The sequence below is a fragment of the Pseudomonas sp. S3_G06 genome (assembly GCF_054667565.1).
Window position 1 is genome coordinate 4,838,314 of the sequence record NZ_CP162738.1, and the last position, 14,126, is coordinate 4,852,439.

Here is a 14,126-nt window from a genome sequence, read left to right on the forward strand (position 1 = left end):
ATAAGCTGCCAATCAAAACGACATAACCGACGAATATTGGGCTAGCCGAGTGAATAACTAAAGGGTCCCGAAAGCCCAGACTCAACTGTACGCCCTGCATAAATGCCTTACCGCGCGTGAGATACAAAAGCTGCGTATAAATTTGCGCACGGCCTGATTTTTCCGGAATGCAAAAATAGTCTGAATTCAGGGGTTTACAGGATCTACCCAATCGCTATAATCGTCGCCCACACGCCGGTATAGCTCAGTTGGTAGAGCAACTGACTTGTAATCAGTAGGTCCCGGGTTCGACTCCTGGTGCCGGCACCATATAAGGTTCCAGAGAAGGCTTTCAAAATCTCTGGAACCCCCGAAAAACCCGCCTTCTGGCGGGTTTTTTCGTTTTGGCGTTCCATCGGATTCCGAGGGTAGCCAGCGCTAATAAGGGTAGTTTTAAGGATAGAGGTCCGTTTCGATATCGGAGACTACCCTTATGGCCCGCACCACTGCCCCGCTCACAGACACCACCTGTCGCACGGCAAAGCCCAGAGAGCGCGAGTACAAGCTCTTCGACGGCGACGGTCTTTACCTGCTTGTGCAACCCAACGGCCGCAAAGGCTGGCGGCTCAGGTACGTGAAACCCGATGGCCGCGAAGGCCTGACCGCTCTCGGCAGCTATCCAGTGGTCGGGCTGGGCGACGCACGCCGCAAGCGCTTCGAGATCAAGCAGCAGCTTGCCAACGGCATAGATCCGATCCAGTCCAAGCAACAAGCCAAGACGCAGGCCGTGATCAACGGGCGGACCTTCGAAAGCGTTGCGCTCGACTGGCACGCCGGCATGGTGCCCAAGTGGGCGCCCGGCCACGCCAAGACTGTGCTCAGCCGGTTGAAGACTCACGTCTTCCCCATTCTCGGCGCCAGGGCAATCGTCGACCTCGACACCCACGACCTCATGCAGCCACTGGAAGCCGTGACGAAGCGCGGCACCATCGACGTGGCGCTCAGGATCAAGAATTACCTGCAAAGCATCATGCGCGAAGCCAAACGGCTGCGACTGATCACGGCGAACCCGGCTCACGATCTCGATGGCTCGATCAAAACTCCACGGGTGACTCACCGACCCGCACTACCCTTATCAAGGCTGCCAGAGCTACAGGCCTGTATCGACGGCTACAAAGGTCGTCCACTCACACGCCTTACCGTGATGCTATCGCTGCACGTGTTCGTACGCTCCAGTGAACTACGCTTCGCCCGCTGGAACGAGTTCGACCTCAAGCGCGGCATCTGGGAAATCCCCGACACTCGCCCAGCGCTCGACGGCGTGCCCTTTTCCACAAGGGGTACGAAGATGGCCGGGGACATTCACGTTGTACCCTTATCACCGCAGGCAGTGGCCTTGCTTGAGCAGATCCACGCGATAACCGGCAAGTTCGAGCTGGTGTTCGCGGGGGATGCCAAACCGTGGAAACCGATGTCCGAGAACACGGTGAATGCAGCGCTCAGGACGATGGGCTACGACACCAAGGTGGATATCTGCGGCCACGGGTTCCGAGCCATGGCGTGCAGTGCGCTGGTCGAGTCCGGGCTGTGGTCGGAGACGGCTATCGAGCGACAGATGAGCCACAAGGAACGCAACAACGTGCGCGCCGCCTATACCCACAAGGCCGAGTTCCTCGAAGAACGCCGGATGATCATGACCTGGTGGAGCCGGTTTCTGGAGGCAAATCGCGAGGACCATGTGACGCCGCATGAGTTTGCCAAGCAGACGGGCGAGAACGTCACGCGCCTTCGCAGTGCCAAGAGGACCGAGTAGCCCGCCGCACCATCTCCCCAAACTCGCTGTGAAGTTACCCACAGCCCCGCATGTAGCTCCTCCGCGCGGGTCCATTTAAACGAGGCGGCAAAGCCGCCCCGTTTCAATGGACCTAACCTTACTATAAGCGACTGGCACAGTTATCGTCTGTGGAAAACCAATGATGTCCACCGGGGGATAGCTTTATCCACAGGTGCTAAGTCCCTGAAATTGCGTTACTTGACGAATATTGTCCACAGGCGTAGACCGGTAGATGCAAGCGCTGCTGAGGCAGCCGAATGTGGCCAGCAACCTGAAAGGTCACGCCGCAACCGCGGTGGTTCACCCCCAAGTACGATTCGCGTCCGGTAGCTCGTACGGTCACTACCCATGTGATGGATGCCAACTAAACACCGTTGCCCCTGCGGCAGCCACCATACCCTCCTGCCCAGCAGCAACCCATCCGCTTGGCCATTTCGTATGCGCCAACCTGCGCCCGTCTCTTTCTCTGGAAAGAGACGGGCACTTCTACCACTGCTGCAGCCCTGATCGCACATGGCTTTGCGGCAATTCCCCTCGTGACAATCGGCGTGACAAACGCCGATGTCACCAGCAACAGCCATGTAGATGATGGTGCCGCAGACCAGGGAAAGGACTGCACCTGACTGACAGTCAGGCATGCCCCGGTCATCGCATCGCTGTGTTCACCCGGCTCAGGATCTTTCAGGCGCTGGTCTCGTCAGCCAGCGCGGCCTCCACCCGCCCACCGGTATTGGTGCTCAGGAGGCCAGATCATGAGATGCCCTTGCTCCCGGACGTAAGGAGTCGACAGTCCCGCGTTAGAGGACAACCCCACAGGCCGCAGGGGCCTCGATCCCTGATAACACTCAGCATTCTTGGCGGGATGACGTGGGGCGAGGATCGGAGAACGGCAGATGAGGTGACCGACATGGCATTGGTGGGTAGACGCAATGGCCGCAATTTCGGCTACGGCAGGCAACTGAGCTATGCAGGGCCGCAGGCGTTGAGAGACATGTTCGGCGGCGGTCATTACGGCACGGTGAAGGCACACTGTGATCGGTGGCAGGCATTCGTGAAGTGGTGCCGCTCCGAACAGGGGCCCGGTATCAATGATGCGCGGCGGATTGATCGGAAAGTGTTGGCCGACTACGCGGCATATCTGCGCGACGTGGTTGGGCGCGGTGACCTCGCCGTCAGCACCGCACAAAATCGGCTATCCAGCGTTAACAGGACCATGGCAGCGCTTCGCGGTGATCAGTGCGTGAAGTTACCAAGTCCGAGCAAGGCGTTGAATATGCAGCGCACCGGGGTTCGCCAGTCGGTGCCGCAGGGCCAAGACCGCGATCAGGTTAAAGAGATCGTCCATGCGCTTTGCCGAAATCATCAGCAACGGGCCGCCGCGATCGTCCTGTTGGCGCGAGCCACCGGCATGCGCTTGCGTGAGGCCATCTTGGCTGACCTGCCACGGCTAAGCCGTGAGGCTAACGACCTAGGCAGAATTAACATTCAGGAGGGCACCAAAGGCGGCCGCGCCGGCGCTTCGGCGCCACGTTGGATAGCAGTGAACGACCATATTCGTGGTGCACTTGGATTCGCATGGCAGGCGTCACCTGCAGGTAGCCGCAACCTGATTGCGCCAAACGAAAGCTACCTGAATTTTCTGCAAGAAAGCATCCGCCCTTCGCGAGACATCCTGCAAGCACATTACCTCAAAGGCTTCCATGAACTACGAGCGGCTTACGCATGTGAGCGCTACGAGCAGATCACCCAACACCTCGCGCCAATCAATGGGGGCCAATGTTGCCAGGCAGATAGGAACCTAGATCGTGAGGCCCGAAGGCAAATCAGCTATGAGTTGGGGCACGGTCGGATCGACGTGGTCGCGGCCTACATTGGAGGACGGACATGAGCAAGCCATTCGATATAGAACTATTCATTTCTGCGATGCTGACGGGTTCGCATGCAACCCAGAAGCGACATTTGCGCCAAGCGAAAATCATCCAAGTGGAAATTGCAAAACGCTGGCAACGAGATACACCGTGGGCTTGGCAGAAGAAGCATGTGGCCTGGTTCATCGAACATCGTCTGAATCGTCGCAGCAAGGCGACTCGATATTACTATTTGCTGACTGTCCACCTGATCACTCAGCGCTTGCAAAAATCATGGAAATTCAACCTCTAGTTAATCCCCAGCTACGGTACAGTCACTACTATCACTATCGCTCCTAAAGAGGTATTCGTTCTCCTCTCTAAGCTACAATCCAAGATCATCAAATTTTTGGGGGTATACCCACATCCCTCCAGCTCGGACTGCCTACAGGGTATCAAGGTCCGCCTTGAGTGCTGCAAGAAGCTTTTTATTCAACTCCACTGTACGCTCATTAAGCCCGAGAGCATGATTGCTAACCTCATCAGGAATTAGCTTAGTACGCCTAAAATTTTCACTAAAAACATACCCAACTACTTTTTCGAGGTACAACTTTGACTGACTTATGTTTGCTCGAAGCTCATCCAACAGGTCAAGAATCTCTTGACTTGCATTTAATTTCACACCATTAACCTGAGCAAAAAGCTTAGCTTCCTGGACCCTGACAGAGCCGATGATACTCGTAGCTTTATTATTAGCATCTGCAAACAACTTACTCGAAATACCTAAGTCACTTGCGAAGCATGCGGAGATCATTGGGGACAGTTCTTTCTCAATAATTTCAATATTAAGCCCTCGGAACGCATCAATTTCATCCATAAACCTGTGATATTCGCGGCTTTTGCTTTCATACTTATACTTCCGCTTCTGCATATCAATTTCATGATCTCTTTTTTGCTTATCAAGCTTTTCAGCACTCTGTTGCTTAAGACCTTCTATTTCTTTAGCGTGAGCTTGCTTAACTCTCTCTGTCTCTAAGGTATATTCATGTATCACTTTCTGTTTTTCTGCCTCGATACGCCCAGCATCTTCGATCAGCGCTCTGTTTTTAGCCTTCTCCTTATAAAGCGTTTTAAAAAAGATAACCACACAGGCCACAAGCAAAGACAAAACCGCAACAAACATATATTCCATAATTAGCATAGCCACTTCGACATATTTTATTTATAGAGTGATTGACAAGGGACGACTGCAGAAACTATCCTTTCCGACTATACGCCATACATACTGACTTTTTCGCTCCATGGCATCTTCTAAAACCAGCGCAGCTTAACGCAAAACCCTGAGCACGCGCCCTAGGCGAGTTACAGCGCTTCGATCAGCTACTAACCAAGATCACCCTCAATATCTTTACGACTATACAATGCCCATTTTTCATATTTCACTGCATCAATTGAAGCTGCTTCATTAATTGCTCCTGCTAACTTCTGTTTGAGTTGGACTGCAGTAAAACCATACGCAGCCCCTCTCCCACCAATAGCGTCTTGAATTTTGCGGACACCTTTCAATCTCGAATGTGGAACAGAAAGCCTAGCTTTATGTGAAATAACACCGGTGATATGGGCTGGCACTCCAAAGCGAAAAATCTTGGTTTTCTCTTTTGCTATTTCATAGCCAAAGCGACTGGCGAGAATTTTTAGCTCGGCCTGAAAACCTCCCGAAATCTGATCCCCTGAGAAAGTTAGATCATCAATATAACAGGTAAAATTCAATCCATACTTTACCGCCAGCTCCTCACATTTATCAAACAGGCCTTTAGCTGACCAAAATGAAAGAAGAGGACTGAGTGGGCTTCCGGTCGGCATTACGCCGTTCCAAGTTGTCAGCGAGGCAAGTCTGCCCGCAATGTCAGTTGGGCAGCACATAATATTAAGAAAGAAGTCGTGCACAAGACAGTAGCGGGTAGATCCATAAAAATCTTTCAGATCAAATGTCGCTGTTTGTCGAGCTCCAAGATGAATAGCTGCGTTCGTTTGGTACGAACGGTGCTTTACTCCGCCTTGAACGTAGTCAGGATATTGGACACGACGAAGCATAAATAATATCCTCTCGTGTAGCTTCCGAAGTCGATACTTAGGCTCTTGAACGACCCGTTTTTTTCGAGATTTTCCAGTAAATGGATTCGGAGCCAAAACCTTTGTGAATATTTTATAGTTATTTTGTGACTCAAGACACTCTTCAAGCTCGACTACGCTAATCTTTAGCAACTCAGCCAGCCGCCTCGGTGAGCCTACTTTATATAAGGCACACTGGTGAATTGGAAGCTCATTATCGGGCTTTCGTTTTTTCCTTGTACTTTTCTTTAGCTGCATTTCGATCCTCATTCCATTCAAGTAACGAAATAATAGTTTTCGCCAAGCCGAAACGCAAGTTATCAGTAGCTCGAGGAGAATCGATATTTTCAGAGAAGAATAAAATTGAAGATAGCGGTATATCGAAGTAGTCGCTATATTTTTTGAGCAGTTCAATAGATGGCTGCTTCTTTCCAGACTCGACCTCGGACAAGTGAGAGTTTGATACCCCCAACCGAGAGCACAACTCTGTTTGAGACAAGTCGTAGTAAGAACGAATTAGCTTAAGGGCTTTACCTAACATTTTGCACACCTTTGATGAGTGTGACACCAGCGGGGTAGGCTACTCATGGAAGAATGCGATGATCTTCGTCCAATTCCTGTCAATCATCGACAGTAGCGGCACGAGAATCTTAATCACACCAAAGCAAGTTTTGAGCAATCTCAAACGCTGCTTTCTCTTCAGTTTCACCAGGTACAGTTCTTCGGCTTTCTCGTCACGTGGTTGCATATTGAATGCTCCTGTAAGGGTTTGCGCCAGCCCACAACATGTGGAACCGACCTCTCGATGCAACCTTTACAAGCCAAATGACCGATGTTTGAACTGTATTTTTCCCCCTCGCTGAAATCACCAGGCTTCGACGTCTCGACGAAGCCTACAAGACCGCACCACATACGCGCACGGTAGCGACCGCACACGCCCGGCCCAAAATTTAGAGGTTCGAAATCAACCCCCACAGTGCCTTAGCACCTACAAACAATCGAGAAATCATCGACCGCAAAATCATCATGGCAGAACATAATAGGTCAGTCAAAAAATATTTTCGCTCACAGCGAAAACGCGCGGCACTGACACGCCCACCGCCAGACACAGCCTAGGTGTTGCTGGGTGCTGAGAGGATATAGTGGAATAGAAGCAGGCCTCCCCTCACAGGTTAATGAAGGGGTCGAAAGGCTGCCATGCCTTCAGAACAATCGTGTCTCAGCTCACTCTTCTTGCATCTAGAAGGCTCGGAAGAGGGGAAAAGGATAGTTTTAGAGATATGATAATAATCTACGATATTTAAAATACATAAAAATCAGATAGTTATGATATTTTTCGACTCTTGGTGCCGCACCATACAAAACAAAGCCCCTGCAGAAATGCCGGGGCTTTGTTGTTTCTGGCGTTTGGAGCTCACAAGGCCCTCGCGGATGCGAGGGCTTTTTGCGTTTCACACCTGACTGATTTCGAGCACATACGAAATCCTCTGCTCGTTCGCACTCCAGACATAGCGCAAATGCTTGCCCTGCTTCGGAATCGATACCGCCGGCGGGCGGAACGCTGCAACGCATTCATGCCCGGGCAACCGCACGCTGTTATAGAGCAAGCCCCACGATTCACCATCGCGCAACTGTCGCGCAAATACCTGCGATGGCCCATAGGCTTCCGGATCGGGCTGATGCAAATGTTCATAGCCTTGGCGAACGTCATGCAGCGGCTTTACCACCCGATTGATGTAAGTACGCATGGTCAATTCGAGATCGGCTTCCCGGGTCGCCGCGAGAAAGCGTTCCTGATGAAAACAGGTTTCAGCGATGGCCGCACTCTGGCTGCTGGCGGCGTAATAGACGCCGAAGGTGCCGTCACTGAAACGGCTGCGTTTGCCGACGTGAGTGAACGCGGCCATCACCGGGCTGGAACCAGGGCCGGACAGGCGATCTTCGGGACGTACGCGGGCCAGTACGCCAGCCTGTTCGACCAGCCGATCGTTGGTCAGCGCTTCAATTGCGTAGGCAACTTCGAGGTCTTCGGCGTCGAGCACGTCTTCGAACAGTGCAATCGGCGGGAAGCTGCTGTTGACGATGCGATAGGCGCGCGGCCATGGCACATCGACTAGCGCCGGCGCTTTCAACCGCGCACTCCGTCGAGGTAGCGGCGCACATCGGCGATATCGACCACCCGGCCTGCCAGCATGTAATCCAGCGCGGTTTTGCCGTTGAACGGTGCCGCCGTGTTGGGGCTGCTGACCCAATCGTAGGCGCGCTCGCGGCTGTTGCTGAAGATGATGCTCAACGCCTTGTGGATGCCCATCAGATAAGAGATGCGCTCAAGGGTGTCGTGGGGCAGGCGGATGTTTGGCAGGTGTTTGTATTTATAGAACGTGGTGTTGCCGACTCCACCGAGCAGGGTGCGTTGTTGCTCGGCGTTGCAGCCCCAATGCTCCATGAGGTTGAAGAAGAACTTGAGCGCAACGCGCCCGGCTTCGGGGGCGTCGAGTTGTTCGCGTGGGTTTAACGCAGTAGATGAAGTTGGCATTTGGCCGCCTCCAGAGAAATCATCATGCCTTGAGGTTAGTACATATCTGTACATTTACTCAAAATTAATACACTGATGAACAACCGTGCAGACTGAAAAATCCATGCTTCTCACACGCATTTTTTGATCTCCATCACCCCCACCCCAGCAAAAACCCCGATCCTCTGTGAGCCTCCAGCCATCGGCGGGGAAATCAATTCGCTACTAAATCCGCGACAACTATGCTCAGGTGCAGGAATATAGCCGGCATATCGCGCCGTTTCGGTCGTTTCGTAAACAACAATACCCAGCCCACTTCAGAGGGCATTACCCATGGATAGCAGAACCTTACGCAACCTCATGCGCATCGTGCAGACCGGCTCGCTGTCGGCCGCAGCCGAGCATTCGTGCCTGACCGTGCAGGCGTTGGCCGCACAGTTGAACAAGGTCGAAGAGCAGTTCGGTTTCCGCTTGTTTCGCCGTTCCAACAAGGGCCTGACGCTGACGCCGCAAGGCACGGAGCTCACGCCTTACATCGACAAAGTGTTGATCGCCACGCGACAGATGGAAGAAAAGGTCGAGGCGCTGAAGGTACCCGGGCAGCGCACGTTGAAGGTGGCGTTGAACAACACCCTGTCGCCTGATTTCAACCGACGCATGATCGGACGCCTGATCGAGGTGTTTCCCGATTACCAGATGGAATTCAGCTACGCCGAGTCGATGGAAAACCTCAGCAAGCTGAAGAACGAAGATTTCGACCTTGCCGTGCTGATCGGCCCGCAGCGGCCGGGGCTGCCGAGCATCGTCCTGCCGGAGGTGCAGGTGCAGGTGGTCGGTGCGCATTGCGGTCAGGAAAACGATCCGCTGACGTTGCTGGGCAACAAGTTTCAGGTGCGTCCTGCGGAAGATTGTCCGTATTCCCACAGTTTTCTGCGCTTTCTCGACGCCGGACTGGGCAATCACGAGAACGGCCAGCGCATGGTCTATTCCTGCAGCGAAACCCTGACGCTGTCGTTGATCACGCAGATGGATGCGGTCGGCATGGTCTCGCGTGAAGCGGCGCAGAAGAACGGCCTGACGATTTTTCCCGGTTTCGAGGATTTCCTCGAAGTGCGCCTGGCGGTAAACAACCCGGAGTTGTCCCACCAGGCGCTGAACGACGTCGTTGATCTGCCGCTACATGAACGAGCCGAGCGCAATGTACGCAGCCGTCCCCACCGCCACACTGAGAAAGAGGTTTTTGCTGAAATACGCACATAGCAACGTCGGAATCGCGGCATAGAATTCCGGGCGATCGAGCTGGATCTGCCGGTCCTTGATCAACAGGGGCGTGAGGCTGATCGCAGCGACGATCGCCACCGGCAGATATTCCAGTGCGCGCGCCACGAACGGCGGCCAGTGTTCGGTGTTGATCTGCAGCGGCAAGGCGCGCGGCAGGAAGGTCACCGCCATCATCAGCACCACCACCAGAATCAGGAACGTTTGGTCAGGCATACACCCACTCCGCAGCCCACGAACGTGGCGATGAATACGTTGAAGGGCGAACTGCCGATCAGGCTCAGCGCACCCATGCAGACCACGGCGGCAGCGGCAGCGATCAGTTTGTTGCGCGTGTTGCACAGCGAGACCAGCACGTAGAGCATCATCGCCGTCAGTGCATAGTCGAGCTGATATTTGATCAAGTGCGCCGCGTACTGCGCGCAAACTGCGCCAAGCAAACCGCCGAGTACCCACGAGGTGTGACAGAACAGGTTGAAACCGATCAGATAACGCACGTTGACCGGCGCGCCTGTGCCGAGCTTGACGCTGTGAAAGGCGAAGGACTCATCCGTCAGGCCACCGGCGTAAGCCCAACGCTCCATGCGGCTCAAGCCCAATGCACGCAGGGCTTTGGCCATGTACACCGACATCAGCATGTGCCGCGCATTGATCAGGAAAGTGGTCAGCACAATGGTGGTCAGCGATGCGCCGCTGGAGATCAGCGCCAGCGCGGCGAATTGCGAAGCGCCGGCATAGACAAACAAGCACATCGCCACCGGCAGCCACATCGGCAGGCCGGCGTTGACCGCCATCAGCCCGAAGACAAACGACACGGTGAAATACCCGGCGACCACCGGGCTGGCTTCGGCAAACGTGCGCGACGGCTGATGAGTCGCCATCAGCGGCGCGCTGCCGGACCTTTCATTCATAGATCCCTCTCAAATGTTCTTTCGCCGTGAGGCTCGCAAAAACCCTGGGCGGTCCAGAATCGCTTGCCCGCGAGGTTAGCATCGTCGACGAACAGAAACATCCGCAGCACCCCGACCCGTTTCATGTCGGACGACGCTGCTTCGACCAAACGCTGGCCAACGCCCTGGCTGCGGTAACGCGGGCTCACGGCCAGATGGTTGATCGTGCCGCGACTGCCGAGCATGCCGCCGAGCACCGCGCCGACGATCTCGCCCTCGACATCGAAAGCCAGGTACGCCGTGGTGGTTTTCTGGATCAACACGCCGCGCAGGCATTTGGCGTCCTGCCATTCGCAGAACGACACTTCGTCGAACTGGCGGAAGAAGCGCTCCATGCGTTGCGCATCCTTGGCGGTGGCGCGGCGCAGTACCACTGGCGTCGAGCACTCGACGCCGTCGATTGGGGTGATCTGATTAGCGAACAATGTCGAAAGCGGTCCCGGGCCGCGAGAAGGAAATCGCCAGAATCTGCCGGTACGCCATGGCATGGGTGTGGGTGTTGCGCGCCGGGGTCACGTAATGGCGCATGTCGCGATCAAGGAAATAGGTGGTATCGAGAATTTCCTCGTAGGTGGTCGCCGCCAGCTGTTGCTGATGAATGTCATACAAACGACTCTCAGCGCCCTCGACATTATTGCGCCCCCAGAAGTGCACGCCGCTGAACGGATAGCCGTCGCAATGAATGCCTTCAGGGGTGATTTCCAGCTGTTTGCCGGGTTTGATCTCGATGCGGATCTGATGGATCTGGCACTGCCAGATTTCATCGTGCAACTCTTCCGGCAGGACACTTTTGTACACTTCGAAATCGGTGTCGATCAGGCTGCGCATCACCGGCGAAGAGATCACTTCTTCGGAAAAGTCCTGAAAGTGTCGTACCACGCCACCGACGTAAGCGTTGTTCTCTTTCGATTGCACGTAAGCGCGGTGCTCAAGTTGCTTGAGCTCACGGGTTTTCGGGTTGTATTCAAAGTCGCTGTAACGACGGTAGCGCATGCCGGCTTCGGCCTGACCGTAGTAGCTGTCAGGCTCCATGTTTTCCCAACTTTTGGTCAGTCTGACGAAGTCGGCAAAATGACCGTAGAGATTGAAGTCACCACCCTGGACGTTGACAAACTTGTCGCGCCGTAGCGATTCGCCCACTTCTCTGTTCAAAACGATCATTACCAAATTCTCCGCTGCGTTGAACGCCCTAATCTATTGGGTGGAGAATTTGCGTCCATGAGAAAGAATTTCAGGCATTTGAAGCACTGCTTGAAACGGAATCTGCAGCGCTTGAAAAACGACTTTTACATGACAAGAACACCGGTTATTTGCGGTTCGCGCTGAAAAAACGCCGAAAAAAAACCCCGAACGAATCGGGGTTTTCTCATTTTTCTTACAGCGGATCGATCATCAGAAGATGTTGATCGGATAGTCCACGAATACACGCAGCTCGTTACCGCTGACGTTGTACTCGCTGGATTTCTGCGACACGCGCAGGATCGAACTGCGCAACTTCACGCTCAGGTCTTTGGCCGGGCCACTTTGCACGACGTACTTGAACTGGTTGAAGATCTCGCGCTCGGTGCCGCCTTCGCTGGTGGACGTGGTGATGTTGTCGCCGCGCACGTAAGCGAAGTTGTAGCTCAGACCCGGAACGCCGAACGAACCAAAGTCCAGGCCGTAACCCAGCTGCCAGCTGCGTTCGTCTTCGGCGTTGAAGTCAGACCAGTAGGAGTTGGCCAGGTAGATGGAGTTACCACCGTCGCCGACACGACCCTGGTCTTTCTGGTAGCCGCCATAGGCGTAGCCCAGGTTGCTGTCGCCAGTGGAACGCTGATGCGCCACGGTGAACGAGTGCGGGCCGGTGGCGAAAGTGGCTGCCAGGCTCCAGATCTTATTGTCGCGACCAGTGACGATGCTTTCGCCCGGCACGGTGTTTTCGCGTACGTACGAGCTGTCCAGCTTGGTGCGATAGCCGTTGAAGTCCAGGGTCAGGGACTGATCCTTGTTGAACGGAATCACATAGTTGGCGTTCACGTACTGTTTCTTCAAGACGTCTTCAACGTCGGACGCATACAGCGCGCCTTTGAAGTGTTCGGTGAACTGATAGCTGCCGCCCAACACGTTGATCGACTTCAGACCGCCGCTGTCACGGCCTTCATCGCTCTTGCGCGACTCGGCGGTGAATCGGCCGGCGTTCAATTCCAGGCCTTGGATCTCACGGGAGGTGATCAAAGTACCGGTATAGCTTTCCGGCAGCAGACGCACGTTGTCGTAGCTCAGCACCGGCAGGGCCGGCATCTGGTCGCCGTAGGTCAGTACGGTGTTGGATACGCGAAACTTGACCGCAGCACCGCCCTTGGCGATGTCGTGGTTCGCACGACCGTCATTTTCCTGTTTGAAGAAGTCGATGCCGCCGGCGCCGCTACGGCCCTTGCCGCCGTCCAGGCGCAATGCGTACAGACCGAAAGCGTCCACGCCGACACCGACGGTGCCTTGAGTGAAGCCCGACGAGAACGTACCGATGGCCGCTTGGCCCCATTCGGCCTTGTCCTTGTTACCGTCTTTGTAATCACGATTGATGTAGGCGTTGCGCAACAGTACTTTCAGGCTGCTGTCTTCAACGAAACCCTTGGATTCGGCCTGGTCGTTAGCCATGGCCTGTGTAGCACTCAACATCCCCAGTGCGATCAGACTGATTCGCTTGTTCAACATTTTGTTTTCCTTATTACGGGTTGAAACGCGCTGTGTCGAACGGCTGAAACGGCGCTTTCTGCACTCTTGTATTCACCCCGAAACAAAAAAGCCCGCCGACGTTAACGTCATGGCGGGCCTGCTCCTTATTTTGAGTCATGGCGGTTAGCCACAGGCGTTGGGCCGAATCGTAGCCGCGCCCTGAACTGTGTGTCAATTTCAAGAATCGTCTTTAAATAGGCGAAAAACGTCTAAGAAACGTAATTTTTTTGCTGGGCGGTTGCAGAAAAAACCGATTAAACAGAGAGTTTGAACTGTGGGAGCGAGCCTGCTCGCGAAGCGCTGGATCATTCAACAAAGTCATTGGCAGGGCTGACGCCTTCGCGAGCAGGCTCGCTCCCACCTTTGAATACCTGTGGATAAAAATCAGGCAAAAAAAGCGCCGCCATCCCGGCAGCGCTTTTACCAATCCCTATTGTTCTTATCCTTCCATCACATCCCACAAGGCTTCCAGCTCGGCCTCGCTGAACAGGCCAGCGGGGTAGCGCTCGATCATCATCCGGCGCGGATCAGGTTGTCTGATCTGACGCGTTCCATTGGACTTCAACCAGTGCGCGACAAGCTGGAGCGATTCGCCGTTGACGGCCATGGGATGCACAGTCCGCTCGCTGATTACGTTCACTTCGGCGTTCATTTCAGCGCTCTCTCCCCGTTCGTGAGCGGCTACGTTATCCAAGGTTTGTGACAGAACTGTTGAAGTTCCCCGCCCTCCCTAGTGCATAAGGAGCAATACAAGAGCTATGCCAAGGCGACTCGAATGTCGACCGGCGGATACAAACAAGCCCGCGGTCCTGACGGGCCGCGGGCTTGCTTTCATGCGCAGCGAGCTAATCATTGCCTCGCTGTTTTGTGAATCAACTCAAGCTGTTACGACT

General features: G+C 54.4%; 16 protein-coding genes and 1 tRNA gene. 5 read left to right on the forward strand and 12 right to left on the reverse strand.

Annotated features, from left to right (window positions below; translation table 11 throughout):
• The first annotated feature begins 233 nt into the window (after positions 1 to 233).
• The 4 genes from AB4N47_RS21570 (at position 234) to AB4N47_RS21585 (ending at position 3,973) form a co-directional block, all read left to right on the forward strand.
• A tRNA-Thr gene (locus AB4N47_RS21570) sits at positions 234 to 309 on the forward strand.
• A 163-nt stretch (positions 310 to 472) separates the two neighbouring features.
• Positions 473 to 1,792, forward strand: a complete 1,320-nt coding sequence (locus tag AB4N47_RS21575) for a tyrosine-type recombinase/integrase (protein ID WP_330215720.1) — start codon at positions 473 to 475, stop codon at positions 1,790 to 1,792.
• 928 nt (positions 1,793 to 2,720) lie between these two features.
• Positions 2,721 to 3,701, forward strand: coding sequence for an integrase domain-containing protein (locus AB4N47_RS21580; RefSeq protein WP_330215719.1), 981 nt, complete (start codon positions 2,721 to 2,723; stop codon positions 3,699 to 3,701).
• On the forward strand, positions 3,698 to 3,973 hold the full coding sequence (locus AB4N47_RS21585) for a hypothetical protein (RefSeq protein WP_330215718.1): 276 nt from the start codon (positions 3,698 to 3,700) through the stop codon (positions 3,971 to 3,973). The genes AB4N47_RS21580 and AB4N47_RS21585 overlap by 4 nt, the downstream gene beginning before the upstream one ends.
• A 132-nt stretch (positions 3,974 to 4,105) precedes the next feature.
• On the opposite strand, the gene AB4N47_RS21590 is transcribed toward AB4N47_RS21585, so the two are convergent.
• From AB4N47_RS21590 to AB4N47_RS21615, 6 genes are all read right to left on the reverse strand, one after another.
• Complete coding sequence (locus tag AB4N47_RS21590; protein WP_460154338.1) at positions 4,106 to 4,861, reverse strand: hypothetical protein; 756 nt, start codon at positions 4,859 to 4,861, stop codon at positions 4,106 to 4,108.
• 182 nt (positions 4,862 to 5,043) lie between these two features.
• A complete protein-coding gene (locus tag AB4N47_RS21595; protein WP_460154339.1) occupies positions 5,044 to 6,042 on the reverse strand; it encodes a reverse transcriptase family protein in 999 nt (332 codons plus the stop codon).
• Entirely contained in the window at positions 5,987 to 6,313 is a 327-nt protein-coding gene (locus tag AB4N47_RS21600) for a helix-turn-helix transcriptional regulator (RefSeq protein WP_330215715.1), read from the reverse strand. Before AB4N47_RS21600 ends, AB4N47_RS21595 begins: the two co-directional genes overlap by 56 nt.
• A 39-nt stretch (positions 6,314 to 6,352) precedes the next feature.
• Positions 6,353 to 6,520, reverse strand: a complete 168-nt coding sequence (locus tag AB4N47_RS21605) for a hypothetical protein (RefSeq protein WP_330215714.1) — start codon at positions 6,518 to 6,520, stop codon at positions 6,353 to 6,355.
• Positions 6,521 to 7,223: 703 nt separating this feature from the next.
• Positions 7,224 to 7,904 carry an RES family NAD+ phosphorylase gene (locus tag AB4N47_RS21610; protein ID WP_341638382.1) on the reverse strand — a complete coding sequence of 227 codons (681 nt, stop codon included), beginning with the start codon at positions 7,902 to 7,904 and terminating at the stop codon, positions 7,224 to 7,226.
• The gene (locus AB4N47_RS21615) at positions 7,901 to 8,308 is read right to left on the reverse strand and encodes an MbcA/ParS/Xre antitoxin family protein (protein WP_073471541.1); all 408 of its coding nucleotides are present in this window, start codon (positions 8,306 to 8,308) and stop codon (positions 7,901 to 7,903) included. The genes AB4N47_RS21610 and AB4N47_RS21615 overlap by 4 nt, the downstream gene beginning before the upstream one ends.
• A gap of 312 nt (positions 8,309 to 8,620) precedes the next feature.
• On the opposite strand from AB4N47_RS21615, the gene AB4N47_RS21620 reads away from it, so the two are divergent.
• Positions 8,621 to 9,547, forward strand: coding sequence for a LysR family transcriptional regulator (locus AB4N47_RS21620; RefSeq protein ID WP_122611119.1), 927 nt, complete (start codon positions 8,621 to 8,623; stop codon positions 9,545 to 9,547).
• On the opposite strand, the gene AB4N47_RS21625 is transcribed toward AB4N47_RS21620, so the two are convergent.
• From AB4N47_RS21625 to AB4N47_RS21650, 6 genes are all read right to left on the reverse strand, one after another.
• A complete protein-coding gene (locus tag AB4N47_RS21625; RefSeq protein WP_024011198.1) occupies positions 9,464 to 9,781 on the reverse strand; it encodes an AzlD domain-containing protein in 318 nt (105 codons plus the stop codon). The two genes, AB4N47_RS21620 and AB4N47_RS21625, sit on opposite strands and share 84 nt — an antisense overlap.
• Positions 9,760 to 10,476 carry an AzlC family ABC transporter permease gene (locus tag AB4N47_RS21630; protein WP_016772152.1) on the reverse strand — a complete coding sequence of 239 codons (717 nt, stop codon included), beginning with the start codon at positions 10,474 to 10,476 and terminating at the stop codon, positions 9,760 to 9,762. Before AB4N47_RS21630 ends, AB4N47_RS21625 begins: the two co-directional genes overlap by 22 nt.
• Positions 10,473 to 10,850: a GNAT family N-acetyltransferase gene (locus AB4N47_RS21635; protein WP_003220700.1), complete on the reverse strand. Its 378-nt coding sequence runs from the start codon at positions 10,848 to 10,850 to the stop codon at positions 10,473 to 10,475. Before AB4N47_RS21635 ends, AB4N47_RS21630 begins: the two co-directional genes overlap by 4 nt.
• A gap of 79 nt (positions 10,851 to 10,929) precedes the next feature.
• Positions 10,930 to 11,676, reverse strand: a complete 747-nt coding sequence (locus AB4N47_RS21640; protein ID WP_016772154.1) for a 2OG-Fe dioxygenase family protein — start codon at positions 11,674 to 11,676, stop codon at positions 10,930 to 10,932.
• A 231-nt stretch (positions 11,677 to 11,907) separates the two neighbouring features.
• Complete coding sequence (locus tag AB4N47_RS21645) at positions 11,908 to 13,212, reverse strand: OprD family porin (RefSeq protein WP_056787155.1); 1,305 nt, start codon at positions 13,210 to 13,212, stop codon at positions 11,908 to 11,910.
• A gap of 460 nt (positions 13,213 to 13,672) precedes the next feature.
• Complete coding sequence (locus AB4N47_RS21650; protein WP_016772156.1) at positions 13,673 to 13,885, reverse strand: hypothetical protein; 213 nt, start codon at positions 13,883 to 13,885, stop codon at positions 13,673 to 13,675.
• Between the last annotated feature and the right edge of the window lie 241 nt (positions 13,886 to 14,126).

Coding starts and splice junctions, on each gene's coding strand:
- AB4N47_RS21635 (WP_003220700.1), bottom strand. CDS start 10,850: ATGGAGCGCTTCTTCCGCCAGTTCGACGAAGTGTCGTTCTGCGAATGG.
- AB4N47_RS21640 (WP_016772154.1), bottom strand. CDS start 11,676: ATGATCGTTTTGAACAGAGAAGTGGGCGAATCGCTACGGCGCGACAAG.
- AB4N47_RS21585 (WP_330215718.1), top strand. CDS start 3,698: ATGAGCAAGCCATTCGATATAGAACTATTCATTTCTGCGATGCTGACG.
- AB4N47_RS21605 (WP_330215714.1), bottom strand. CDS start 6,520: ATGCAACCACGTGACGAGAAAGCCGAAGAACTGTACCTGGTGAAACTG.
- AB4N47_RS21595 (WP_460154339.1), bottom strand. CDS start 6,042: ATGAGGATCGAAATGCAGCTAAAGAAAAGTACAAGGAAAAAACGAAAG.
- AB4N47_RS21615 (WP_073471541.1), bottom strand. CDS start 8,308: ATGCCAACTTCATCTACTGCGTTAAACCCACGCGAACAACTCGACGCC.
- AB4N47_RS21580 (WP_330215719.1), top strand. CDS start 2,721: ATGGCATTGGTGGGTAGACGCAATGGCCGCAATTTCGGCTACGGCAGG.
- AB4N47_RS21630 (WP_016772152.1), bottom strand. CDS start 10,476: ATGAATGAAAGGTCCGGCAGCGCGCCGCTGATGGCGACTCATCAGCCG.
- AB4N47_RS21620 (WP_122611119.1), top strand. CDS start 8,621: ATGGATAGCAGAACCTTACGCAACCTCATGCGCATCGTGCAGACCGGC.
- AB4N47_RS21650 (WP_016772156.1), bottom strand. CDS start 13,885: ATGAACGCCGAAGTGAACGTAATCAGCGAGCGGACTGTGCATCCCATG.
- AB4N47_RS21645 (WP_056787155.1), bottom strand. CDS start 13,212: ATGTTGAACAAGCGAATCAGTCTGATCGCACTGGGGATGTTGAGTGCT.
- AB4N47_RS21575 (WP_330215720.1), top strand. CDS start 473: ATGGCCCGCACCACTGCCCCGCTCACAGACACCACCTGTCGCACGGCA.
- AB4N47_RS21625 (WP_024011198.1), bottom strand. CDS start 9,781: ATGCCTGACCAAACGTTCCTGATTCTGGTGGTGGTGCTGATGATGGCG.
- AB4N47_RS21600 (WP_330215715.1), bottom strand. CDS start 6,313: ATGTTAGGTAAAGCCCTTAAGCTAATTCGTTCTTACTACGACTTGTCT.
- AB4N47_RS21590 (WP_460154338.1), bottom strand. CDS start 4,861: ATGCTAATTATGGAATATATGTTTGTTGCGGTTTTGTCTTTGCTTGTG.